The sequence below is a fragment of the Trinickia soli genome, assembly GCF_002879855.1.
GTDB lineage: Bacteria > Pseudomonadota > Gammaproteobacteria > Burkholderiales > Burkholderiaceae > Trinickia > Trinickia soli.
In genome coordinates this window covers 207,297-231,363 of sequence record NZ_PNYB01000010.1, presented here as the reverse complement: position 1 = coordinate 231,363, position 24,067 = coordinate 207,297, and the positions used below count along the sequence as shown (strand labels likewise).

At 67.1% G+C, this 24,067-nt stretch carries 16 protein-coding genes; 1 reads left to right on the top strand and 15 read right to left on the bottom strand.

Annotated features, from left to right (window positions below; all coding sequences use genetic code 11):
* Positions 1–442: 442 nt before the first annotated feature.
* The 5 genes from C0Z19_RS14180 to C0Z19_RS14160 form a co-directional block, all read right to left on the bottom strand.
* Positions 443–1,801: an RNA polymerase sigma factor gene (locus C0Z19_RS14180; protein ID WP_233196136.1), complete on the bottom strand. Its 1,359-nt coding sequence runs from the start codon at positions 1,799–1,801 to the stop codon at positions 443–445.
* A gap of 265 nt (positions 1,802–2,066) precedes the next feature.
* A complete protein-coding gene (locus C0Z19_RS14175; RefSeq protein ID WP_102610463.1) occupies positions 2,067–5,078 on the bottom strand; it encodes a hypothetical protein in 3,012 nt (1,003 codons plus the stop codon).
* A gap of 163 nt (positions 5,079–5,241) precedes the next feature.
* Positions 5,242–6,339 carry a hypothetical protein gene (locus C0Z19_RS14170; protein WP_102610462.1) on the bottom strand — a complete coding sequence of 366 codons (1,098 nt, stop codon included), beginning with the start codon at positions 6,337–6,339 and terminating at the stop codon, positions 5,242–5,244.
* The gene (locus C0Z19_RS14165) at positions 6,336–7,253 is read right to left on the bottom strand and encodes a fatty acid desaturase (RefSeq protein ID WP_102610461.1); all 918 of its coding nucleotides are present in this window, start codon (positions 7,251–7,253) and stop codon (positions 6,336–6,338) included. Before C0Z19_RS14165 ends, C0Z19_RS14170 begins: the two co-directional genes overlap by 4 nt.
* Before the next feature lie 16 nt (positions 7,254–7,269).
* On the bottom strand, positions 7,270–8,058 hold the full coding sequence (locus C0Z19_RS14160; RefSeq protein WP_233196135.1) for a hypothetical protein: 789 nt from the start codon (positions 8,056–8,058) through the stop codon (positions 7,270–7,272).
* Between the two features lie 207 nt (positions 8,059–8,265).
* On the opposite strand from C0Z19_RS14160, the gene C0Z19_RS14155 reads away from it, so the two are divergent.
* Complete coding sequence (locus C0Z19_RS14155; RefSeq protein WP_102610459.1) at positions 8,266–9,582, top strand: autotransporter strand-loop-strand O-heptosyltransferase; 1,317 nt, start codon at positions 8,266–8,268, stop codon at positions 9,580–9,582.
* Between the two features lie 117 nt (positions 9,583–9,699).
* Here C0Z19_RS14155 and C0Z19_RS14150 read toward each other — a convergent pair whose 3' ends face one another.
* The 10 genes from C0Z19_RS14150 to C0Z19_RS14110 form a co-directional block, all read right to left on the bottom strand.
* Complete coding sequence (locus C0Z19_RS14150; protein ID WP_102610458.1) at positions 9,700–13,614, bottom strand: autotransporter domain-containing protein; 3,915 nt, start codon at positions 13,612–13,614, stop codon at positions 9,700–9,702.
* A 272-nt stretch (positions 13,615–13,886) separates the two neighbouring features.
* Positions 13,887–15,377 carry a secretin N-terminal domain-containing protein gene (locus C0Z19_RS14145; protein ID WP_102610457.1) on the bottom strand — a complete coding sequence of 497 codons (1,491 nt, stop codon included), beginning with the start codon at positions 15,375–15,377 and terminating at the stop codon, positions 13,887–13,889.
* Positions 15,374–16,168 (bottom strand): response regulator transcription factor, encoded by a 795-nt coding sequence (locus C0Z19_RS14140; RefSeq protein ID WP_102610456.1) that lies wholly within the window; start codon positions 16,166–16,168, stop codon positions 15,374–15,376. Before C0Z19_RS14140 ends, C0Z19_RS14145 begins: the two co-directional genes overlap by 4 nt.
* A 31-nt stretch (positions 16,169–16,199) precedes the next feature.
* Complete coding sequence (locus C0Z19_RS14135; protein ID WP_102610455.1) at positions 16,200–17,351, bottom strand: sensor histidine kinase; 1,152 nt, start codon at positions 17,349–17,351, stop codon at positions 16,200–16,202.
* Positions 17,348–19,072 (bottom strand): type III secretion system outer membrane ring subunit SctC, encoded by a 1,725-nt coding sequence (gene sctC, locus C0Z19_RS14130; RefSeq protein WP_233196138.1) that lies wholly within the window; start codon positions 19,070–19,072, stop codon positions 17,348–17,350. The genes C0Z19_RS14135 and sctC overlap by 4 nt, the downstream gene beginning before the upstream one ends.
* 131 nt (positions 19,073–19,203) lie before the next feature.
* Positions 19,204–20,943, bottom strand: coding sequence for a shufflon system plasmid conjugative transfer pilus tip adhesin PilV (gene pilV / locus C0Z19_RS14125; protein ID WP_102610454.1), 1,740 nt, complete (start codon positions 20,941–20,943; stop codon positions 19,204–19,206).
* Between the two features lie 4 nt (positions 20,944–20,947).
* Positions 20,948–21,115, bottom strand: coding sequence for a hypothetical protein (locus tag C0Z19_RS28230; protein WP_158242982.1), 168 nt, complete (start codon positions 21,113–21,115; stop codon positions 20,948–20,950).
* A gap of 35 nt (positions 21,116–21,150) precedes the next feature.
* Positions 21,151–22,887: a shufflon system plasmid conjugative transfer pilus tip adhesin PilV gene (gene pilV / locus C0Z19_RS14120; RefSeq protein ID WP_146012062.1), complete on the bottom strand. Its 1,737-nt coding sequence runs from the start codon at positions 22,885–22,887 to the stop codon at positions 21,151–21,153.
* A gap of 4 nt (positions 22,888–22,891) precedes the next feature.
* Positions 22,892–23,374 carry a type IV pilus biogenesis protein PilM gene (gene pilM, locus C0Z19_RS14115; RefSeq protein WP_102610452.1) on the bottom strand — a complete coding sequence of 161 codons (483 nt, stop codon included), beginning with the start codon at positions 23,372–23,374 and terminating at the stop codon, positions 22,892–22,894.
* 70 nt (positions 23,375–23,444) lie between these two features.
* Positions 23,445–24,008, bottom strand: coding sequence for a type 4 pilus major pilin (locus tag C0Z19_RS14110; RefSeq protein WP_102610451.1), 564 nt, complete (start codon positions 24,006–24,008; stop codon positions 23,445–23,447).
* Between the last annotated feature and the right edge of the window lie 59 nt (positions 24,009–24,067).

Below are 24,067 nucleotides of genomic sequence, written 5' to 3'. Positions count from 1 at the left end.
GCCCATGCCGCCGCCGTTTTGCTGCGACATCTCCATCATCATCATCATCAACATCATCATCAGCTCTTCCATCATCATCATCATGGAAGAGGAGCCCGACATACCGGACATGCCTGGAAGCATGCTCGTCGAGCCCAGACCGCCAATTGCGCTTACGCCGTCCATTACAACCTCCTTCGAAAAAGATCGATCAAGAACGTTCTGCCGCCAGAGCGGGCCGCGCTTGCGCAAGCCGCGAGGCGCATCGCTTGTGAGCAATTGGCAATCGGCAATTGGCAGGCGGGACCGGCATGGCGGCGATATCAGTTAAGCACCGGGGCGTGATCGTCCTGTGGCACATCCGAAGCGCACGGCGGAAATGCGAAGCGACGTGGTTCGCGCGTGCGCCCGGTCGAGCACCCGAGCGGCGCTGTCGTACCGACGAGCGGCAGCAGGGTTGGCTTCAGGCGTACCCGTGCTCGCCGAGCATCGCCAGCCGCGTGCGCAGCTTGCCGCGAGCGCGATGCAGGCGAGCCTTGACCGTCGTCACCGGGCATCCGGTGATCTGTGCGATCTCTTCCATCGAATGTCCGAAGAGATAGGCGAGCGCTGTGGCGACGCGCAGGTCTTCGGAGAGCAAATCGAATGCTTTGGCGAGCAGATCAGGCGTTTCGTGATCGTGCCAATACTCGAGCACGAGGTCGGGGTGAGTCAGTTCCACCTCGAGCAGAGTGTGCCGTTGCTCGCGCAGCGCCTTCAGCGCGCAGCGGTAGGCGATGGCCATCAGCCAGGTCGAGACCGCGCATTCGGCGCGGAACTCGTGTGCCTTGTTCCATACGACGAGAAACGTATCGTTGACGATTTCCTCGATCAGCGAATCGTTCGCGGACAGTCGACGCACGAAGCGCGAGAGACGAGCGCGATAGAGGTCGTAAAGCCGCGCGAGCGCCGACGGTTCGCCGGCCGCGATGCGAGAGACGAGCGGCCGGTCGGGGTCCGTCACGGGCGCCGTGCTCAGCGGCGAATCGACGGGCAAGCCGCCGCTGCGGCTCAGCGCATCGAACTCGGCACGGACCGCGCGCTGTCCCCGCGCGTCGCCGATCTCGTGCATCGTGCCGACGATGCCGACGATCCGTCCCGTAGGATCATGAAGCGTTCGCTTGTACAGACGCACGGGGCGCACGCCGCGTGTGGCGTGCCGCATGCCGGTCGCGTAGATCTGGGTGCCGCCGCGCGCGAACAGTTCGAGGTCGGCGCGGTGGTAGGTGAGCGCGAGGTCGGACGGCGCGATATCGTAGACGGTCTTGCCCTGAATGCCTTCCCGGCCGGTGCCGAGGAAATTTTCGAAACGATGGTTGGCGCCGGTGTAGAGGCCGTTGGCATCCTTCAGGAACACGGGCGAATCCATGCCGTCGACGAAGCCGAGCAGCCGTGGCAGGTCGGCGCCGTCTTCGCGCGCGAGGCGCATCAGCTGCGCCTGATCCTTCGCTCGCTTGATGATCGGCGCCGGCCGCTCGAGATCGGCGTGGCAGGCCGCGTCGTTGGCGCCATGCGCCACCAGCGAGATGACGTCCTGCGGACGCAGTTCTGGCAGCACCGGGATGAGGTAGCCGTCGGGGCCGGTGTCGGCGCGCAGCCTGCCAAGCTCCGAGGCGGCATCGGCGTTCTCGCAATCGACAAAGATCACGGCCGGCGAAGCGGCGGCTATCGCAAGGGACGGCGCCAGCCTGCGCACACCGTGCAAGCGTATCGCGCGCGGTATCGGGCGGTCGGCCTGGCTGGACCAGAAGAGACGAGGTTCCGTCGCGTTGCTCACGATCATTTCCTGTGTTCCTTTCATGATTCAGGCGCTGCGCTCGCAAGTGTCGCGGAGTGGAGGGAAGTCTGTTTTTCCTGCCTGAACCGGAGAGCGGGCCGCCTCGTCTGTGTTAACGGCAGGACGCCTCTCGATTTTCAGGGTGATATGCGTAGGGGTAATCCTCGTAAGGATTTCCTTAGTAGACCGAAGTACCTATGCAGCAGACAAACCAGCGAGCCTCCCGATCGAGCAGGGCACTACCATCTTCCGGGCTTGTTGCACCGTCGCTTCAGCGGCGCCCCGAGCGGCCGATGCGTGCATCGGCCTGACCGATGTCGATCTCGAACCGGTCGGACTCGATCGCCGGCCCGAGGTCGAGCTCGTAGAAGCTGTCCCTGTCCTCGTCGAGATGATCGCGATCGCTATCGCGATCGCCATGGTCGCCGGGTCGAGTGTGGCCAGCCGGCTCGGAGCGTTGGCTCGCGATCGAGCTCATCCGTGCGTCGCCGGCCAGCGCCGCGAGTGCATCGCGGACCTCGACGCTTTTCTGGCTGCCGCGTCGAGCCGCCTTGCCTGTGCGTGAGAGCGGAATGTGCGCGAGCGCCTGCGCGACCGGCGAAGCCAGCGAGAGCCACGCCGCCTTGCCGACGACGCGCGCCTGACCGAGGCGGAACGCGGCCCGCGTGCGCCGCGAGGCTTGCTCGCGGCGCCACGTATAGTAATCGGTCGTGCCGTCGAGTCTGCCGGCCGTGATCTTGCGGCCGCCGACCGACAGCGTCAGTTCGTCGGCGATATCGGCGCGCGTCTCGAGCTCGTTCACGAGTGAGTCGAGCGAGGCGTCGAGCGCCTTGAAATCGAGCTGCTGGTCCGACGGCGAATAGGTCTCGGCCTCGGGCACGTCCAGCGCGAGCTTCAACGGTTCCCCCTTGCGCTTGAGTATCGCGAGCAGGCGGGCCATTTCGGTCTTCTGAAAGCGTGCGCGTTCGCCGGCCGAATAGTGAGCCGTAATCGGCGTACTGCCTTGCGTGATGACCTGGCCGTCCTTCTGGTCCCCGTAGTGCGTCTGCCAGGGATGGCCGTGGCCTGCGAGTATGTCCTTCTTGACGTTCACGCCAAGGCTGAATGCTGCGCCGAACGTATTGGCTGTGGCGGCGACGGCAGCGGCTCCCCCCATGGTCATCGTGTAGCGCTCCTCTTCGCCGGCAGTCAGTCGCTTCGCCAGCCGCGTCGCTTCCACCTGCGCGCGGCCGTCGCCCATAAAGAGTGCTTGCGCATCGGCATCGCCGATCGCCGCGAGCGCCCGGGCGGCTGAAGCGAGCTTCTCGCGCACGGCCGCCGTGTCGCCGGCAGGCAGCTTTGCTGCCTCCTTGAGGCGCGCTTGCGCCGTCTCGAAGTTGACCCAGTCGCGCAGGCTTGCCTTCAGGATTTGCCGCTTGCCGGCCAAGCGCGTCGTATGAAATTGCGCCTGCGGTCCCGACTCGGGCACGGTGCCCGTCTTGTGCTTGAGCAGCGCGCGCGTCGATGCGACCACTTTGCCGAGCAGCAGACGGCCCATGCTGTCGAAACGCATGCGGTAGGGGGTCTTCCAGGCGCTCGTCACGGTGCCGGTGTTGAACTTCGCCTCGTGCGTCTGCGCGAACTGCGCATCGAGCGCTTGCAGCGCGGCCTCGCTTCGTTGTGCGCGGTCGGCTTCGAGAACCTCCGTCACAAGCTCGAGTTCGCGTGACGGCGCGCCCGGTACCGCCGTTGCGGTTGCGTTGCCGCTGGCCGCTGTCTGTGCCGAGGGCGGTTGGCGTGCCGCGATCCCTGCGCGGACGAGACCGAGCAGCCGCGCATGATCGCCCTCGATCTCGGTGAGCTTGTCGTTTCGTCGTGCGCGGTAGTCGGCGTAGGCCGTCCAGTTGTCCAGCGGCCGCAACTCGTCGTTCGTGCTGTCGTCGGCGGCGATCTGCCCGAGTGTATCGAGCAGCTTGCCGCGAGCGCCCGATTTGACTGCCGGATCGCGTGAGCGTCGCTCGCCGAGATAGATGCGGTAGGCCTCGGCACGCGCTGTTTGCTGCTTCGATGCCTTGCCGCCCATGAGGTCGGCCGATTTCGCCAGCGCGACGATGGCCCGCGTGGCCTTCGCTTCGCCGTCCTTGCTCGGGCCGGTGCTCAATTGGTATCCCACATAGGCAAGTGCGCCGACAGCGACGGCGGCCACGGACATGCCGAACGTCGCCGGCGCGGTCGGCGCGAAAATGGCCATCAGCGTCGCCGTCAGGCTGGCGGCACCGTTGACATAGCCGAGGCCGAGATTGAGTTCGTTGCCTCGGTACTCCACCTTGGCGCTTTCGGATGCGGCCTTGTACTGTGCTTTGAACTCGCTGCGGAAACAGAATGCCGCGAACGCGACGCTCAGATCATCGCCCGCGGCACGCAGTTTCCGCTCGGCGAGGTGCCACGCGGCGGAACCCTCGGGCTTGCTCGACCATTCGGCCTGCGCGCGTTCGAGTTCGGCCAGCGCCGCTTCCATCTCCTTGACGTCGGCACTGATCTTGCCAAGCTGCGTCAGCAGTTTCCAGGAAGCGCCTGCCACGCTCGGGCCGATTTTTCCGCTCGGCGGCGCATCGGCCTTGCCATACGGCATCACTTCCTCGGTGCCTGAATTGCGAAAGCGCAGCTTCGACGAAAACACCGCGAGCGCGCTGCTGACCGCTGTCAGCACGAGCTGGACGGTCGAGAGGGCGACCTTCGCCGGCGGATGCAGGCTTGCGCCGATCTGAACGGCGCCGAGGATGCCGTTGGCCGTGGACGAGGCGAGGACGGGCTGCCGGTGCAACGCGCCTAGGCCGGCCCGCTTGAAGCTGTCGAGGATTTTTCCCATCTCCTCGTCGTCCGCGCCGATCGCCTTCAGGAAGGTTTCGACCATCGCCGCGTAGTAGTCGGCCTTGCCGGCGCCTTCGGGCAGCAGCCGCTCGGCCCTGCGCTCGGGCGGAATCTCATCGGCGTGCGCGCGTTCGAAGTTCAGGGCGAGAAGATGAGAGAGCTCGGGGACCGAGACCTTCTCGACGAGGCTGTCGCGCCATCCTTCGCAGATTTGCATCGCGGTTTGCTCGTTCCAACCGTCTACGCGAAGAGCCGGCGGTTGCGGCACTTTCCGCATGTCGATCATCTGCTCGAAACGGTCCCTGATCGTTCCGCGCGGCGGTTTGGTCGACGTCACGATGGGCGAGGACGTCTCACGCACGGGCGCGGTGTCGTGCGCGACGCTCGTCTCGGTGAACGTGGGCAGCGGTGAGATCGGGTTGAATCGAGGCATGGCACATCCTGAGGAACTGACAGATCGGTATGGGGCATTCTTTCGTCGGCCATGCTAGATAGCCAAGATGACGGTACCGGCCGGTGTGCGATCCAATGTGCAGGAAGCCGAAGCGAGTGCGCGAGCTTGCCCCGGCACGGTGCAAGGATGCGACGTGGAGCCCTCAAGTGAGCGCGAATTCGACGCGCGGGCGGCCTGCCGGCGGCGCGCAGGCGCGCCCGGCATCGAAGAGCATTTCGAAGCAGAGCACGGCCGAGCGCGTGGCCCGGTAGCCGCCGAACACGCGCTGCAGCGGATCATGCTCATCCAGTGCCGCGAGCGCGTGCATCCATCGCTCGCCCCCGAGCGCCCCGCAGACGTGGTCCAACAGCGCTGCGCAAAGTGCCGCGTCGTCATTTTCAGCGGCGATGAAGGCGAGATAGACATAGGGCAGACGTCCGCCGGGCGCCGGCAGCGGCGGCCTGCCGCGCAACGCGGCGACGAGATTGTAGGCCGGGCGCGCCCACGCGATCGGCCGCGCGTAGCGCTCCACGTGTGCCTGCCGCAGCGGCGCTTGATCCCATGCCGCGATCGTCGCGCGGATGCGTCCGTCGCCGAGTGCCAAAAAGAAGTCCTCCGCGCGTAGCGTGTCGCAGCGCCCGCCGGGTTCGAAATCGTCGACCCCGATCACCGGTGCCCAGGCGCCCGCGGCGCGCTGCGTGGCCAGAAAGCGAACGATCTCGGGCAACTCGTCCGGCTGCGCGCGCCTGATCGTCGCCTGCGCCGATGCCGGAGGACTGCGCCGGGCGCCCAGGTGAAGCGCGTGCGTTTGCAGCCGGCTGAATCGTCGCAGGCGCGGCATGCCGGGGCGCCCGCTCGCGAGGCTGCGCAGCGCCGGTTCGTTGTCTTCGTACACGAGCGTGTAGCAAGGCAGCGGATCGGCCTCGTGCAGCGCACGCAGTTCGCCGAACAGCCGCGCGACCACCCCGCGGCCGCGGTGAGCGCGATCGACGCGCAAATCGGAGACGAGCGCCGCGCGCTGTGGCATGCCGTCGAGGAATACGGTCGCCACGCTGCGCGCGAGCGTGGCCACGATGGTGTCCGTGGCCGCCTCGCGGCACACGATGGTCTGCATCGCGCCCTGCAGGCGGCTTGCGGCGAAGTAGGACGGTTCGCGCCGCAGACTCAGCGCGACGGCGCCCTCGATCCAATCGGCCGCCATGCGGGCGCGCAGTTGCGCGTCATCGTCCGGCTGCGCGATCGAGAATCGGTATTGGCTCATCGGGTGAGGTTGCGGCGACGCTTCGCGTGGGCAACCGGCGGCGCGCCCGGCTCCGGGCTGTTCGGCAGCCAGAGCCGCGGGCCCGCGGCCAGCCAATGGCGCACGAATGCGGAGTAGGTCAGCGGCGCGGCCGTCGGATCGTCGCGCAGGCGCCGCGGCGCGTCGTGCCAGCGAGAGGCGGGGTAGCGATGATGGACGCGGTGCAGAGAGCGATGGAGCATGAGCCAACCGAGCCCGAAGGGCAGCACGATGTCATGCGTGATGTCGCCGGGCTCACGGCGCGTCGCGGCCCGCGCGACGGGCACCCCGTAGTGCTCGGCTTGCGTCAGCACGAAATCGAACCATGCGAGGAGGGCGGCTGGAAGCGCATAGGCCCAGAGCACGGCTTGCGGCGCACGCCATGCGCCGATGGCGACGAGCGCGAAGAACCCGAGCATCCAGCCGAGCGCGACGTTGCACTCGCGGCGCCTTGAGCGCGGCACCATCGGCCAGCCCACGCGGTTCTGATGCCAGGCGATCCACGGCAGCTCCAGCGGCGCGAGCGCCCAGATCCATCGCGTGCGCCAACTGAGCGCATAGAGCCGGCCTTCTGGATCGGCCTGCGTGCAACTCGCGCGATGGTGTTGCAGATGGAAGTAGCGATAGGCCGTGAAGTTCACGCCGAACAGGGCGGCGCAAAGCACGCCGACGGTATCGTTCGCACGGCGGTCCGAGAGAAAGGTGCCGTGAACTGCCATGTGCTTGGCTTCCTGGCAGCCGGCCAGCAGCAGTGCCTGCGGCAGGCTCAGCAACGCTCGCACCCAGAGGTGTGGCGTGGTCGCAAGCACGATCGTGTTGAGCGCGACGATGGCGAGAAACAGCAGGCTCGGCAGATCGGCGCGGCGGCTCGGGCGCAGGGCAACGACAGAATGCATGGGGGTTCCGGCTCGATCAAAGGAAAGAGGCGAACGTGTGCGTGACACCCGTGATCCACGCCGCCGGCAGACGTCGCCAGACGGGTGCGAGCAGCGAGAGGGGGACCGTGCAGCGCAGCAGCACGCCGTAGTCGAGCGAGCGCTCGTGCGGAAAGTAGTCGCGCTTCACGCCGACGATCTTCGTAAAGCCGCGCCGGTGGTAGTAGCGCAATTGCGGATCGAGCGGCCGGCCCCCCTGGCGACGGTACACGTAGTCCTCCACGTTGCCGTGAGGATGGTGCCGCCGCCATGCGCGCAGCCCCGGCACCGGCGAGCCGAGATAGATATAGCGCCAACCGCGCGCGAGCGCCCGAGGCCAGAAGAACGCGAACAGCGCGTCGACGCCGGCGGCATCCCGGCTGCTCAGGCTGATGCCGAACAGCGATCGGCTGTCGCTCAGCGGCGCCGCTGCCACGCATGCCTGCCAGGTGTCTGCATTGCGATCGAAATCGTCGGGCACGGGTTTCAGAAAAAGCGAGGCGAGCAACTTTCCCGTGTGCACGCAGAACGCGCCTATCGCGAGTTCGGGATGAGCTTCGATGCGTGCCAGCAGTTGGGCTCGCGACGCCGCCTGGACGGCGTTCCACTTCTCGTGCTCGAGTTCGAGCAACGCGGACAGGTCGCCGGGCGTCAGAAGCCGGGCTTGGGCGCGAACCGCGCTCGCGAGGCGAGCGGGTGCGGATGGGGGCGCAAAAAAACGAAGGGCGCGATCCATGGTGATGAAGGTGGCCGGAAAAAGTACGTAGGGCAAAGGCCACAAGGGCATTGCAACGACCGCCAGGATTAAGCCAGACTCATGTGTCAGCGCGATGTCGTATGCTCCGAAACCCTGATTCGGCTCAACCTTCGCGCGATAAGGTCGATATGGTCATAGTGGAGCGCCGGCGAATCCGGTCGACGGCGCCACGGCAACCGGCATGACAGGCGCAGCCTGACGCGACGTCAGTCGAATGCCGCCAAGGGAATCAACGATATGCAGCTTTCTTCAGGTGCCTCGCCGCTCGAGCAGACCGCCGCGTGCGCGCCGGCTTCATCGGCCTCGCCAGATTTGCCGGCTTCGTCCGTACAAGCCGGCGGGGCGCCAGCGAACGCAGCGACGCCGCCCAAGCCCGCTTTTACGCCGCCGGCGCCGCCCGCTACGCAGACGGGCCCGCACGGCATCCGCTTCGACTTCAACGACGGTTGCCGCGTCGCGTTGCCCGAGGGCGGCTGGCGCGTGCGGCTGCGCGATCTCGACACCGGCAACGTTATCTTCGAGACTGAACTCGACGCGGGTCTCGTGGTGAGTTCGAAAAAGTACTATGTGCGCTTCTCGATCGAGGTTTGGCGCCGCGAGGCGGCGCCCGACGAGGCGCCCGTGTTCGCCCATCACTACTGCGCGGAAGGCCGGCCGGTGCTGATCCAGTTTCCGGTCGGCACCATCGGCGATGTCGTCGGGTGGCTGCCGTACGCCGTGAAGTTCCAGCGCAAGCACCGATGCCGGTTGACCTGCGCGATGTCAGACAAGCTCATTGCGCTCTTCGCGAAGGCCTATCCCGAGATCGAGTTCGTCACGCCCGAGGCCGTGCACCCGCAGCAGTATTACGCCACGTACAACCTTGGGCTCTTCTTCGACGATCACGAGTGCGTTCGCCAGCCCTGCGATTTCCGGCTGGTGGGCCTGCACCGGACGGCGGGCTACCTGCTCGGCGTCGATCCTGCCGAGGAGCGGCCCCTTCTCGCGCTAGACGACGACAGCCCCCCGATCGACGAGCCTTATGCCGTGATCGCGGTGCAAAGCTCGACGCAGGCGAAGTACTGGAACCACCCCACGGGCTGGCGCGAGATTGTCGCGTTCCTGAAGGCGCACCGCTATCGTGTGATTTGCATCGATCAGAAGGCCACCCATGGATTCGGTTACGTCTGGAACCACATCCCCTACGGTGCGCAGGACGAGACGGGCGACAGGCCGCTGCAGGAGCGCGTACGCTGGTTGCGCCATGCGAGCCTGTTCGTCGGCCTGTCGAGCGGCCTCTCGTGGCTGGCCTGGGCGGTGGGCACGCCGACGGTGCTCATCAGTGGGTTTACGCATGAGACCAACGAGTTCGCCACGCCGTTTCGCGTGATCAACTATCACGCCTGCAACAGTTGCTGGAACGATGTGCGGCACCGCTTCGATCATCAGGACTTCTTCTGGTGTCCGCGCCACAAGGATACGCCGCGGCAGTTCGAGTGCACGCGGCTGATCACGCCGGAGCAGGTGAAGACGGCGCTGCGGCGCATTCCGGCGTTCGGGCAATTGGGGCGATAGCGGCCGCGGCGAGTGCGGCTCCCGCCGATGCCGACCGGTGCGGGGCAAGCGTGGTCGCGCGCGGCGAGCCGAAGCAGCGGGCACCTTGGCATGCCTCGCGTCAGCGCTCGTCGTCAATCAATAGCGATAGCTCAGATTCAATGTCAGGTCGGAACCCGAGCGCAGTTGCGTCGAAGCGTCGGCCGAGATCGACCAGGCGCGGCTCAATTGGGCCTGGAACCCGGCCCCCAGCGAGACGATTTTGTGCGCAAGCGATGCGCCGGGCTCGGCAAATGCCGTCCCATCCTGCGCGAACACGGTCACGGCGCGCGCACGGCCCGCGAGTTCCGCGGCATACGTGAAGTCCAGGTGCAGTTGTGCGGGCCGTTCGGCGCTGCCGAAAGCGTGAGCGAGCGAGATGCCCACGTACGGCTGCAGGCTATGAACCGTGTCGGCGCCGACGGCGAGGTCCTGTCCGCCAGCGCCCGATTCGACGAACCCCTGACCGTGGACATAGGCCCAGCGCAGGCCGGCGCGCGGCGTGAGTACCGCGCCGCCGAAATGCAACGGCAAACTGGCCTGCACGGCGCCTGTCACCGCTTGAATCAGGTGATCGCCTTCGGCCGTATTGGCCCCCGCATTGCCGAACGGGCGCCTTTGGCTGGCCCAATGAATGCCGTAGCCAACGAGCGCGGCCGCCTGAAGCGGGCCGAGTGCGTGGCTGCCGTACAAGGCGAGATGCAACGCATCGAAACGGCCCGTGTCGGGTGAGCCGTATTCGCCGATCTGAGCATGCTCGAAACCGAGCGCGCCGCCGACTCGCGCGTGAGCGTCGCCGCGCTCGAGCCCCGCAACGGCACCATAGCGATGCGCCCCATAGCCGGAAATATTGTCGTGTCCATCGGCGCGCGAGTAGCCGCCCGTGGCCGTCACCCATGCGCCGCCGTGTGAGGCGGCAGCTTGCGCATCGGCCAGCGTCGCCAGACGGTCGAGCACGAGCGCATCGGTTGCCTGCGCGGCCTGGACGACGGTCGAGCCGAGCGCCGTGAAAATGGTGGTATCGATCGGTGCGACGACCGCGGCGCCGTTCACGACGTTCACGAGTTGAAGATCGACCTCGGTCGCGCCGTAGCTAACGCTCTGGGTCAGGCCATTCAGGTTCGCGCCCGCTGTCGTCTGCGAGGACACGGAGTCGAAGCGCCCATTGATGGCGTTCGCGGTCAGCAGCGCATAGGTGCGCGCCGAATACGTGCCGGGATCGTAGAGCACGGATAGCCCGCCGGCCAGGGTCGCTGCTCCGATCACCTTCAATTGCGATCCCGAGGTAGGGCTGACCTCGATCACGAGCGCGGCGTTCGAAGCCTGGGCATAGTTGCCGTCGACGGTCAGTGTGCCGATCGTGCCGCCCGGCATGACGATCCCGCCGTTCGCGACCGAGCCGCCGACCGAGCCGTGCCCACGCAGGGTACCCGCGCTGCGCACGCTCACGTTGCCGCCGAGCGATGCGCCGTCCTGGCCGAGTTCGCCGACGATCAGGGTGCCCGACGAGACGACGGTGGCGCCTGAGAAGGCGTGGTTGTCCGCACTGACGATCGTCGTGCCGACGCCTTGCTGAATCAGCGTGCCGCTGCCCGCAATCATGCCCGCATAGGTCGAGGTCGTCGTCTGATCGAAAATGACTGTGCCATTGTCGAGCAGCGTGCCGTTCGCGCCGAGCGAGGTGGAGGTGGAGATGCCGCCGCTGGAAACCGTCTGCGTGCCGCCGCTGCCGATGACGGTGCCGACCGCGACGCCGCCCGCGGCGATGCTCTGCATCGCGCCAGCCGCGAGGGTGGTGCCGGAGACGAGACCGCCGCTCGCGACGGTCTGGGTGCCACCCGACGTGACCGCCGTGCCGAACGTCTTTCCGCCGTCGCTGACGGACTGGATGCCTCCGCTGCCCACAGTCGTGGCGCTGGCGATGGCCCCGGAAAAAACGTATTCGGCACCGCCATCGAGCACGTTGCTGTTCGCCGCCGTGCCGCCCGACGAAATGTTTTGCACGCCGCCGCTGCTAACCGTTGTGCCCGAAGCGATACCGCCGGCGAAGATGGACTGCGCGCCGCCGCTGCTGACAGCGGTGTTGCTGGCCACGCCACCGCCGAAGACGGCCTGCGAGCCCACATCGAGGACGGCGGCACCGATCGCCGAGCCACCGCTGCTCACGTACTGGTGCCCGCCGCTGCCGACGGTGGTTGCGCTGGCCACGCCGCCCGACGAAATGTACTGGGCGCCGCCCGCGCTCACCGTCGTTGCTGTGGCCGTACCGCCGAACAGGAACTGTTGTCCGCCGCTCAGCGTCGTGCCCGATACCGAGCCGCCTGCCCAGACGTTCTGCTGAGCGCCCGTCGCGAGCGACGCCGCGGTGGCGACGCCACCCGAAAAGACGTTCTGGTAGCCGCCGCTCGTCACGGTTGTGCCGATGGCCAGCCCGCCGCTGACGTACTCGTTGCCGCCGCTGCCGACGGTGGTTGCGCTGGCCACGCCGCCGGAGTAGACATACTCGTTGCCGCCCGAGAGCACGGTCGTGCCTGAGGTGGCGCCGCCGAGCAGATACGCGCCGCCGCTGCCAACCGTCGTGCCAAGGGCGGCGCCGCCCGCAAGAACAGTCTCGCCGCCGCCGCTCACCACGGTCCCGATGGTCGACGCGCCGCTGCTGACGTATTGATTGCCGCCGCTCGAGACAGTAGTCGCGCTGGCCACGCTCCCCGAAAAGATGTATTGGGCTCCGCCGCTGAACACGGTTGCGCTCGTCGCCGAGCCGCCCATCAGGAATTGCGCGCCGGTCTCGACCTGCGTCGCGAGGGCGGACCCGCCCGTCCAGACGAACTCGTTGCCGCCGCTGAGCGTCGTGCCGCTCGCGAGTCCGCCCGAGTTCACGTACTCGGTGCCGCTCGAGAAGACGATGGTGGCCGATGCCGATCCGCCCGACGAGATGCTCTGCGCCCCCCCGCTACTCACGACCGTGCCGACGGCAACCCCTGCGCGATTGACATAGACGTTGCCGCCGCCTTCGACCGTGGTCCCGCTCGCCCTGCCGCCTGCGTAGACTTGCTCTACGCCCGCGCTGCCGATGATGGTGGCGGTCGCCACGCCGCCCGAGTAGATCGACTGAATGCCGCCGCCGCTGACAGTCGTGTTGGTGGCCGTGCCGCCGGAGAGAAACTGTGTGCCGCCGCTGCTGACGGCCGTACCGTCCGCGACGCCCCCGCTGGAGACGTATTGGCCGGCGCCGCCGGCGAGCGTCGTGGCGCTGGCCACGCCGCCCGAGAAGATGCCCTGGACCGAGTTGTCGGTCAGCGTGTTGCCGATGGCCGTGCCGCCGTAGACGTCCTGTTCGGCTGTGGCTGAGAGCACGTTCGATGTCGCTACGCCGCCGGAGATCACCTGGAGGCCGCCCAAGATCGTCGTATCGGCAACCGATCCCCCGTAGACGAACTGTAGAGCCGCCCCGCTCACGACGGTGCTCGTGACCGTCCCGCCATCGACTTCCTGTAATCCGTCATAGACGGTCGTGCTGGTCACCGCACCGCCGCTGACATATTGCGCAGCGAGGCCGCCGCTGATCACGATGTTCGTCGCCGTCCCGCTGTCGATTTCCTGAGTGCCGCCATCGTTGACAGAGGTATCCACGATCGAGCCGCCGAGCCCGAACTGGACGCTGCCGCTGTTGACCGTCGTCGCGCTGGCGACGCCGCCGCCGAAGACGCCCTGCTGTCCGCCCGAGTTCGCGGTCGTGCCGATTGCGGCGCCCCCTGAACTGACGGCCTGGAACCCGCCGTTGAGGGTGGTGTCGGTGGCGGTCCCGCCCGAATTGACGGTCTGCATCTGACCGCCGTTGAGCGTCATGCTCGTGCAGGAGGTAGGGCAGGTGTACTGCGCATGCGCGGACTCGATGAATCCGCCTCCAGCGGCCAGCGTCGCGAGCAAGACCGCAAGCAGCCTGGAATGATCGCGTCGGCGCCGGCCGAATAAACGCAGGCCATACTTGCGGCGGTAGGCCAGCGATGTCATGCGGAAAGCCTCGTAAGCAACGGGCGCGGAGGGAGACGCGCTACGACTTGCTGCGCCCCTGGGAATCGAGGCGCTCCTCGCAGACTTTCGCCCGCTTACCAGGGATTACGGACGGAACGGGGAAAAGTTTATTCATGCTTTCCCTACACTCCCCGCGTTTTAGTTCTTCTTCGGGGCCTCCGGCGTGCGGAATCGGCGCGTCTCGCGCTGGCCGCCACGAACGTGGACGACCATGCTTTGCGCGTCCCATTCCAGAGAACTTTCGATTTGGATCAAGCGCCGTTCGACCCCGATCCACTCAGATAGGGCACGATCAGCACCACCTGCGTGCGCAAGGGAGCGGCGCCAGCCTCCGTGGAGGAAGCCCCGGAAGGCTGGCCGGCGAGCGGTGCGGCTGGGGCAGCCGCCTGCGCCGGCAAGGCGATCACGACGCAGCGGCGTGGCCTGACTTCGGCGTGCGCCTGCTGCGTTGCACTGGCCCCTTTGGCATCGTTGGTCAGACGAACCGTCAGAGCCACATGGCCCGTGCCGCTCGGCGTGCCGTCGCCGGGTTCAACCACCGGCGTCACGTTTAGCGCAATGCCGGTCGCGACGTCGAGCAGCGCGTTCCCGCGGCCGTCGGCGGTTTCGTCCTCGCCTCGGTCGACGGCCTCGACGAGGCGGTTCTCGTAGCGATCGACGGTGACGGGCGTGCCATCGACGGTCGTCATATCGCGCGCGAGCTCGATGTGCGCGCGCCCTTCATGTTCGAACGTGCGCAACTGGGCCAGCATGTCGGCGCCTTCGTCGTCGGTGTAGGCCACGCGCGCGGCGCCCGGGTTCTCGGCGGCCCGCCACGGCAGCGGCAGGGCAGCGAGCGCATCGTTATCGACTTGCGCGACGTAAGTGACGAGACGCACGATCGTCGGCCGCCGATCGTAGGACTCGATCATCGCGACGTCGGCGGCGAGCCGCTCGGGGCGGTCGCGAACGAGCACGGCATTATTCGCTGCGTCGGCCTCGAGGATCGGCAGCGGCGTTTCGTATTCGATCGGCGTGACGCCAGGTGTGAGCGGCTGTTCGCGCGCCGTGCGGGCGCGCTGCCGAATCAGCGTCGCGACACCGGGCTCGACGATCACCCGGTCGCCCTGGCGCTCGTCGCGGTCCGACGCGCGCGCCGACGTGAGCTTCACGACCCGCACGGCGGTACGCGTGCGTTCGCGCGCGCCGCGCTCGAGCGCACGCGCGGCCTGTTCGACGTGCGTGACGAAGGCGGGCGGCCCCGAGACGGTCACGACGCGGGCGCCTTCGTCGAGTTGCGGCGGGAAGCGCGGGTCCGCGATGCGCGTTTCGCGCAGGACGCTGAACAGTTCCTCGGGCTCGGCGTAGTCGAGCCGGATCGCGAGCGTGCGACGCGCCGACGTGCGGGAGACGCGCACCACGGTCCCGTCGTAGTACCAGTCAAGGCCGCTGTCGGTCGTCGCCACGTCGAGGAAATGCTGCGGCGTCATATTGAAACGACCGGCGATTCGGCTATCCACGTCGGTGGCGACCACGATCGGCACGTGCCCCTGCTGCGAGAGTTCAGCGAGTGCGTCGCGCACGCTCGCGCTCGCGGCCGAATACTCGAAGCGCGAGGTCTGCCAGGGCGGAACGTCGGCGCGCGCCTGCGCCGCACTGGCGGCGGCCACGCAGGCAGCGAGAGTGAAACGGCCTGCGGCGGTCAGGCGCGCGGTGCGCCGGCCCGAGGCAGCGAGGGCCGCGAAAAGACGGTCGATCGTCATGGGGCGATTCCTTCGTCGATCTGCAAGGGTTGGTCGATGGCCGGTTCGCGCGGCGCGTCGTTCTGCGCGCCATCGTCGGGCTCCGGGCCCAGGTTGAGCCGGTAGCCGGCGCCGTACACGGACTGGATGGTCCACGGCACGTCGGCTTTTCTCAGTTGTGTGCGCACGCGGCTCACGTACATGTCGACCGAGCGCGTCTGCACCATCACGTCCCAGCCCCAGACCACGGAGAGCAGGTCCTGCCGTTGCACGACGGTGCCCGCGTGTGTGGCCAGGTGCCAGAGGATGTCGAACTCCTTGGTGCCGAGCGCGTGAGGCGTTTCGCCCACGACGAGCGTCTGGCGCCCGCGGTCCAGCACCACGTCGTCGACGAGCAGCTTGCGGCCGTCGTGCTGCCCCGACTCCGCGCGTCGCAGTACGGCACGCACACGGGCGAGCAGCACGGCGCGGTCGAGCGGTTTCACGAGAAAGTCGTCGGCGCCCGCGTCGAGAATCTTCGCGATGTCGGACTCGGACGAATGAACGGTCTGAAAGATCACCGGAACTGCCGAACGCGCCCGGCCGCGCACGTGCGCGAGCAACTGCTCGCCCGTGAGCCCCGGTACGTCCCAATCGAAGATGAGCAGGTCGGCCCATTGGTCGGCGAGATAGTTGCGCGCCTCGAGTCCGTTTCGAAAAGACGCGACCTGATAGCCCTCCGCCTTGAGCCATGAGGTGAGCAGCGCGTGTTGCGCCGGGTCGTCCTCGACCACGAGCACGCGCACCGGTTTGCCCGAAGCGTTTTTCTTCATGGCTTCACCGCCTCGCGCAGTGGTTGTTTCATCAGAGTGCTCCTTGCTTGAAGACGTGGACGGCAGCCGTGGCGGCCGGCGTATCGCCGGGAGCAAGGCACGGCAGTCGCATCACGAAGGTCGTGCCGGCCTCGTCGTTGGGTTCGGCGTGCAGCGTGCCGCCATGCATGCCGACGATCTGCGAGGCGAGCTTCAGGCCGAGCCCGAAGCCTTTCGACGAGCGGTTCGGCTGCGTATCGAAACGCTCGATACGCCCTTTTGCTCGCAGTCCCGGCAGACCGCCGGCCTGGTCGCTGACGTGAATTTCGGCGTGGCCGTCGCCCACTTTGAAAAGAATCGTGACCGTGGAGCCGGGGCGCGAAGCCTGGATCGCGTTGTCCACGAGGTTCTGGAAGGCGCGTGCGGTGAAGCTGCGCACGCCTTCGATCCATACCGCCGCTTCGTCCGGCAGCCACAGCCGCAGCAGCACGCGCCGGTAGACCGCGGCGACCTCGAGCTGGGGCACCAGCTCGCGTACGGTCGCGCGCAGGTCGAAGCGCGAAAAATCGTTCTTGCGCAGATTGCCGAGCACCGACGAGAAGATGAAATTTTCGCCGAGGGTGAGCGCGTAACGGGCCAGCCGGCCGATCTGATCCATCCCGCCGCACTGGTCGAAAGCCGGCGCATCGCTCTCCGCGAGCTGCGAGAGCGCGATGATCGAGTTCAGCGGCGAGCGCAGATCGTGCGACAGAAAGCGCAGCGAGGCGATGCGCTCGTCGAGCCCGCGGCGCAGCGCCGTGACATCGATCAGCGCGACGGTGGCGTCGATGCCGCCGTGCGCCGGCGCCCGGTTGCCCCCGCCGGCTTCGACGTGGGCCAGCTTGAGCCAGAGCCAGCTTTCGCCGAGCGGGATCTCGAGGCCGCGCGCGAGCGCTTCGCAGAGGGCTTCGTCGTTCGCCACGCCGCCGCCGGCCGCGTTTTCGCTCAGCGCGCCGAACACCTGCACGAGCGAGGCGCCCGTTGCAACCGGGCGGGCGAGCATCTGCTGGGCGCGTGCATTGGCGACCACCACATGGTGCTCGCCGCCTGCGCGGCTGAACGCCACGGTGCCCCACGGTTGGCTGTCGAGCAGCGCTTCGAGGTGCGCGATTTCCGCGTCGCGCGCAGCGGCGGCCTGCGCATGGGGGAGGGCTGGGGCGGTCATGGCTCGATGATCTTGGGCGTGAGCAGGAACAGGCGTTCCATGTGGGAGTCGGTCTGCTGGGTGGTTCGGAAGAGCCCGCCGATGACGGGAATCTTCGACAGGCCGGGCACGCCCGATACCGTGTGCGAGCGGTCGTCGACGCCATAGCCGGCGATCAGCAGCGCCTGGCCTTGCGAGATGAAGGCCGAGGTGTTGATGTTCGTGCTCGTGATGACCGGCAGGTTCGAGACGGTCTGCGAGCTCAGATGACCGTCCTGGATCGTCACGTCGAGCTTGATCTGCGTGGTGCCGTTCTCCTGCACGACCATCGGCAGCACGCGCAGCGAAACGCCCGTCGAAACCGTGTAGAGATCGGCCGATGCATAGCCCGCCACCGGCACGAAGAAGCGTGTGACGTTGTCCATGACCGCTTCGACGTTGTTGAGCGTCGTCACCTTCGGACTGGCGTCGACCTTGGCCTTGTCGGTCTGGGTGAGCGCGTCCACGCGCGACAACAGATAGCGGCCCGCGTCGCCGAGCACAGCCGAGAGCGACATGCCGAGCGGCGCCGCGTTCACGCTCGTGCCGCCCGAGAGCGTGGTCGTACCGAACGTCGGCGCGAGCGTGCCGTTATAGGTGTTTTGCCCCGCACCCGCGCCCGTCTGCAGATCGACGTGACTGTTGTGCAGCGTCCAATCCACGCCGAGCTGATCGAGCGCACCGTCCTGGACTTCGATGATCTGCGCCGAGATTTCGATGAGCTGCGGCTTGACATCCAGCCGCTGCAGCAGCTGGGGATACTGGAACATGCGGTCCGGCGTGTCGCGCACCAGTACGGAATTCGTGCGCGGGTCGGCCTGAAACACGGGCAGCGCCTCGTCCTTGCCGCTGTCGTCGGGCGGCGCCTCGTCGGGGCTCGCCGCGGCGCGGGCCTGCTGCAGCTGCCCCGACGGCATCGCCGCGCCGCCGTTGCTGCCCGGCGGCAAAGGCGGCAGGGCGACGTAACCGGCGCCGCCGCGGCCGTTGCTCATGCCGCCGCTCGTCGAGCCGTACACGTCGCGCGTCGGCGTGTTGCGCGAGAGATAGGCGAGCTTGCGCGACGACCCAGCCAGTGCGCCGCCTCCCGATTGCGGGTGGTACATATTGTTGAGCAGCGTGGCCACGCCCGGAATCGTGACGTTCTCGCCGTCGACGTTGACCGTCCGGTCCATGGCCCAGGCGTGCGCGAGCGGAAAGACGCGGACTTCGTCGCCCATGCGGCGCGTACTCTTGCGGTCCACGCGCTGCGCGAGGTCCTTGATCATCTTCACATACGATGGCGGCCCGCTGACGATCGCGACGCCTTGTGCCGCGTCGTACGTGAGCGGGAAGCGTTTGTCGGCCACGCCCATCTGATCCAGCGTTGCCTGCAGTTCGCGCACCGACGTGCTGTCGAGATCGATGACGGCGTTGGTCATGTCCGACGGGGCGACGATGTCGAGCACCGTTCCGTCGTAGTACCAGATAAAGCCGAACGTTGACGCCAGCGTGTCGAGAAAGCGCTGGGGCGGCATGTGAAAGCGCCCGCTGACGGTGCCCGACACATTGTTGCCGATCATGGCCGGGATGCCCTGGCTGGCGGCGAAGTCGCGCAGGACGTCCTTGACGTCCTTACCCTCGGCCGCGTACTCGATCTGCGGGCTCTTCCAGTGCACGACGGCCGCCTCGGCCACCGATGCGCCGGCGAGCGAAGCGAACGTCACGCCGATCAGCGCGAGGGCTGCGACGCCGCGCGCGACGCGCTTGCGGCGGGTGGGCGGACCCGGAGGCGGGGTCGAACGGAGCGGTTTGAATGACACGACTTGAACTCCCTGTAGGGCTGCTGTTCAGTTATTCAGTAGTACGAATTGATGGTCCACCCGACGACCAGCGGGGTCATCGGAACGACGCTGCCGTCCGGGGCGCATGTACTGGCTTGGTAAGGCATCGTCTGTCCGCTGTATGACACCCAACTGGTGAAGATTTCGATCTGGTAGCCGCTCTGGTTCGGCACGAGCGGTAGGACCAGGTTCTCGGTGATGCCCGAGGAGGTGTCCGTGATCCCGGGCGTCTGTGACAAATTCCTGCCGATCGTGTGGTTGTTGTCGTTGTTGCGGACGATCACCTTCTGCTCCAGGTGTCCGGAGAGGCCGGTCATCCCGCAATATTGTTCGCTCATATGCCCCCACACCGACGCCGTGATCACGCCGGGCCGGGTGAGCGTGAGGGTCCATGACTGGGTGTAGACATACCAACCGGAGCTGTTTATCGTCACATTCACCCCGTCCGGATAAGCGCCCGTATATCGCTGGCAATATCCGAAATCGGGAGACGGGTTGGGGCCGATGATGACGAGGCAGTCGCCCGACCCCGGGCCGTTGTCGATGCGCGTCGCGTCCTGCCAGGTGCCGCCGATGCACGTGAGCATGTGCCCCGTCCCGTCGACGCTCAATTGCCCGACGCCGCCGAGCGACGCTCCGTTGTCGCACGGCGAGCCGATCGTGTTCGCGGCGGTCATGACCGTCTGTGCCGCCGCAACCGTGCCCTTGCCGATGTTGAGGTTGCCGTTGTTGTCGACGACCAGCGAATGCCAGGACGAGCCCGTGTACTCGTAGGGAATGCCGGTGTCGAGCGCGAGTGCGACATCGCCTTGCACGGCGCTCGCGCCGGTGGGCAGAGCGGCCTGGCTCGCCACGGGGTCGCGCCAGTAGAGCGAGCCCGCGCTTTGCCAGTAACCGGCGCTCGAGCACGAGAGCACCTGCCCGGAGGCATCGGTGGTGATCTTGCCTGCGGAGTTGGCGACGGAAGAGCCGCAAGCGCTATCGCTCTGGCCGGCCACGTGGGTCTGATCGGCCAGATAGATCGGCACGTGCATGGCGTTGGCGTCCGCGTAGCCGGGCACGCCGACACGATAGAGAAAGTCGCTGTTCGTGTTGCTCGGCCCGCTCGAATAGATTTCGGAGACGAGATGGCCGGGCCCCGTGGCCTTGCCCGTGCAACTTGCGCCGCTCGGGTTCGGGGTATTGGCGACCCACGAGCCGTAGGCGCCATAGGCGGCGCTGTTGGGCGTGCTGGAGGTGCCGGGCTGGACGGACGGAATCGAGCCGGCGCCGGCACCCGAGTTGGCCGCGATATAGCCGAGCTCGATATCGGGAATGGTCTGGCCGCCCTCGGTCACGAGCAGCGCATCGAGGCCGCCCGTCGAAGGCGCGAACACGAGCAGGCAAGGCGTCTGGCCATAGACGTTTTGCGCATTGAGGCCCGGCGGCAGGTAGCTCGCGAGCTGCAGGCCGCTCTTGGCCGAGAGCGGCACCACGGCGGGTGTGGTGGCCGTAGCCGAGGAGGCCAGCGTCGCATAGTTCGCCTGCACGAGCTGAGTCGCCGCGTTGGCCACCTGCGACTGGAATTGCGCGGCCTGCTGATCGCGCATGTTCTTCATCGAGGTGTCGATGAGCATCGACAGGCCGATCAGCATGATGCTCGCGACGAAGAGCGCCCCGATGCCCTCGATCAGCGTGACGCCGCGTTCGCGCGCACGCGAGCGGCGAGCGCCGCGCCGCGAGGGCGATCCGGTGGCGGCATGCTGGCGGTTCATCGCGTCAGCCCCGCGTGACTCGAGCGAGTTCGTCGGCCACGCCCATTTGTTCGAGCGTCGCCTGCATGTCGCGCACGCAGGCGCTGTCCAGGGCTGCGACGTCACGCGCGGCACGCCCGCGTCGCGCGTGCAGACGAGGGGGCGGCATCGAACGGGGCGGTTTCAGTGACACGGGTTGAACTCCCTGTAGGGCTGCTGCTCTGTTATTCAGTAGTACGAATTGATGTTCCACCCGACCACCAGCGGGGTGATCGGAACGGCGCTGCCGTCTGGAGCGCATGTACTGGCTTGGTAGGGCATCGTCTGTCCGCTGTATGTGGCCCAACTGGTGATGATGCTGACCTGATAGCCGTTCTTGTTCGGCGAGAGCGGCTTGACGAGGTTCTCGGTAATGCCCGCAGAGGTGTCCGTGATCGCGGGCGTCTGTGCCCAATTGCTGCCGAGCACGCTACCGGTGTCGTTGTCGATGATGACCACGTCCTGCTCCAGGTGGCCTGAGAGGCCGGTCGCCCGGCAATATTGTTCGCTCAAATGACCCCAGACGGAGGCCGTGATCACGCCGGGCTTGGCGAGCGTGAGGGTCCACGACTGCTTGTAGACATACCAACTGCCGTTCATCGTCACATTCACCCCGTCCGGATAAGCGCCCGTGTATTGCCCGCAATATCCGAAATCGGGAGACGGATTGGGGCCGATGATGACGAGGCAGCCGCCCGACCCCGGGCCGTTGTCGATGCGCGTCGCGTCCTGCCAGGTGCCGCCGATGCACGTGAGCATGTGCCCCGTCCCGTCGACGCTCAATTGCCCGACGCCGCCGAGCGACGCTCCGTTGTCGCACGGCGAGCCGATCGTGTTCGCGGCGGTCATGACCATCTGTGCCGCCGCAACCGTGCCCTTACCGATGTTGAGGTTGCCGTTGTTGTCGACGACCAGCGAATGCCAGGACGAGCCCGTGTACTCGTAGGGAATGCCGGTGTCGAGCGCGAGTGCGACATCGCCTTGCACGGCGCTCGCGCCGGTGGGCAGAGCGGCCTGGCTCGCCACGGGGTCGCGCCAGTAGAGCGAGCCCGCGCTTTGCCAGTAACCGGCGCTCGAGCACGAGAGCACCTGCCCGGAGGCATCGGTGGTGATCTTGCCTGCGGAGTTGGCAACGGAAGAGCCGCAAGCGCTATCGCTCTGGCCGGCCACGTGGGTCTGATCGGCCAGATAGATCGGCACGTGCATGGCGTTGGCGTCCGCGTAGCCGGGCACGCCGACACGATAGAGAAAGTCGCTGTTCGTGTTGCTCGGCCCGCTCGAATAGATTTCGGAGACGAGATGGCCGGGCCCCGTGGCCTTGCCCGTGCAACTTGCGCCGCTCGGGTTCGGGGTATTGGCGACCCACGAGCCGTAGGCGCCATAGGCGGCGCTGTTGGCCGTGCTGGAGGTGCCGGGCTGGACGGACGGAATCGAGCCGGCGCCGGCACCCGAGTTGGCCGCGATATAGCCGAGCTCGATATCGGGAATGGTCTGGCCGCCCTCGGTCACGAGCAGCGCATCGAGGCCGCCCGTCGAAGGCGCGAACACGAGCAGGCAAGGCGTCTGGCCATAGACGTTTTGCGCATTGAGGCCCGGCGGCAGGTAGCTCGCGAGCTGCAGGCCGCTCTTGGCCGAGAGCGGCACCACGGCGGGCGTGGTGGCCGTAGCCGAGGAGGCCAGCGTTGCGTAGTTCGCCTGCACGAGCTGAGTCGCCGCGTTGGCCACCTGCGACTGGAATTGCGCGGCCTGCTGATCGCGCATGTTCTTCATCGAGGTGTCGATGAGCATCGACAGGCCGATCAGCATGATGCTCGCGACGAACAGCGCCCCGATGCCCTCGATCAGCGTGACGCCGCGCTCGCGCGCACGCGAGCGGCGAGCGCCGCGCCGCGAGGGCGATCCGGTGGCGGCATGCTGGCGGTTCATCGCGTCAGCCCCGCGCAACCTGAGCCATCCAGACGGGCGTGCCGTCCGTGATGCTGTTCGCGATACCGGCGGGCAACGGAATGCTGACGCCCGGTTGGCCGGTCGGCACGAGGTAGCCGCCGCGGGCGACGCCAGCGAACACGGAGCCGTGTGCGATCTTGGCCGTGAAAGACGGCAACGAAGCCGACGTTTGCGACTGCGCGTACACCACGACCGTGTTGCCGTCGACGTAGTTGTTCCAGAGCCCGTCGGAGGCGTAGTGCGCGATCTTCTTTAACTGCCCCGGCGGGATCGAGCCGATGAACGACGGGTCGGCCAATTGCAAATAGCTGATCACCGACTGCCGGTAGGCCGCCATGTTGAGCGCCTGGGCTTGCGCCTGCGCGCTGCTGCTGGCCTGCGCGACCGACTGCATCTGCTGTTGGCCGAAAGTCTGCCAGGCGCCGACGACCGTGGCGATGATGGCAAAGGTAGCGAAAGCGTACATGGCGTCTCTCCCTCGTTTGCGAGGCCGGCACGGCGCGGGTGCGCCAGGGCCGGCATCGGACTGACAGGCGTTAATTGGAAGTCCAGACGATCGAGTTGCTGGCGGTACAGGCGTTCGTGGCGGCTGTGGGCGAGACGGGTGTCGGAACTGCCGCGGCGCCGTTGACGGCGACCTGCGTGAAGCCCGTGGTTGTGCCCGTCAGCGCGTCGACGCAGACGTCCTGAGGCACGCTGGCGTAGCTGATCGTGAAGGTGGTGTTCGCGCCCATGAGCGTGACGGCGCCGCCCCACGCATTGGTGATCTTCGAGTTCGCCGTATCCACGGACATGCCCTGCGGCACGGCGCCTGCGGCGATGATCGGCCCGTCGAGCGCGGCGGCCCCATAGTTGCCTTGCGTCGTCATGTAGAGCTTGCGCGCGGCGGTCTGCATCGAAGAAAGCTGCTCGAGCATCGTGTTAGCGTTGGCGCTGCCGAACGCCGTGCGCAGCAGCGCGATGGCGCCGATCACGACGATCGCGGCAATGCCGAGATAGGCGATGCCTTCGAGCAGCGAAGCACCCCGTTGGCGGTGCCGCGCGCGCGGCGTGCTGCGCGGCAGGGCGGCGGGCTTGACGAGGCGACGGTCCGGTTTCATGTGATTCTCCCAATGAGCCAAAAAAATGTCCGGCGTGACCTGGAGCCAGGCTTGCGTCC

Bases quoted from the DNA above. Each gene is read 5' to 3' on its own strand.
- C0Z19_RS14180 (WP_233196136.1), bottom strand. From the start codon at position 1,801: ATGATCGTGAGCAACGCGACGGAACCTCGTCTCTTCTGGTCCAGCCAG.
- C0Z19_RS14175 (WP_102610463.1), bottom strand. From the start codon at position 5,078: ATGCCTCGATTCAACCCGATCTCACCGCTGCCCACGTTCACCGAGACG.
- C0Z19_RS14170 (WP_102610462.1), bottom strand. From the start codon at position 6,339: ATGAGCCAATACCGATTCTCGATCGCGCAGCCGGACGATGACGCGCAA.
- C0Z19_RS14165 (WP_102610461.1), bottom strand. From the start codon at position 7,253: ATGCATTCTGTCGTTGCCCTGCGCCCGAGCCGCCGCGCCGATCTGCCG.
- C0Z19_RS14160 (WP_233196135.1), bottom strand. From the start codon at position 8,058: ATGCCCTTGTGGCCTTTGCCCTACGTACTTTTTCCGGCCACCTTCATC.
- C0Z19_RS14155 (WP_102610459.1), top strand. From the start codon at position 8,266: ATGCAGCTTTCTTCAGGTGCCTCGCCGCTCGAGCAGACCGCCGCGTGC.
- C0Z19_RS14150 (WP_102610458.1), bottom strand. From the start codon at position 13,614: ATGACATCGCTGGCCTACCGCCGCAAGTATGGCCTGCGTTTATTCGGC.
- C0Z19_RS14145 (WP_102610457.1), bottom strand. From the start codon at position 15,377: ATGACGATCGACCGTCTTTTCGCGGCCCTCGCTGCCTCGGGCCGGCGC.
- C0Z19_RS14140 (WP_102610456.1), bottom strand. From the start codon at position 16,168: ATGAAGAAAAACGCTTCGGGCAAACCGGTGCGCGTGCTCGTGGTCGAG.
- C0Z19_RS14135 (WP_102610455.1), bottom strand. From the start codon at position 17,351: ATGACCGCCCCAGCCCTCCCCCATGCGCAGGCCGCCGCTGCGCGCGAC.
- pilV (WP_102610454.1), bottom strand. From the start codon at position 20,943: ATGAACCGCCAGCATGCCGCCACCGGATCGCCCTCGCGGCGCGGCGCT.
- pilV (WP_146012062.1), bottom strand. From the start codon at position 22,887: ATGAACCGCCAGCATGCCGCCACCGGATCGCCCTCGCGGCGCGGCGCT.
- pilM (WP_102610452.1), bottom strand. From the start codon at position 23,374: ATGTACGCTTTCGCTACCTTTGCCATCATCGCCACGGTCGTCGGCGCC.
- C0Z19_RS14110 (WP_102610451.1), bottom strand. From the start codon at position 24,008: ATGAAACCGGACCGTCGCCTCGTCAAGCCCGCCGCCCTGCCGCGCAGC.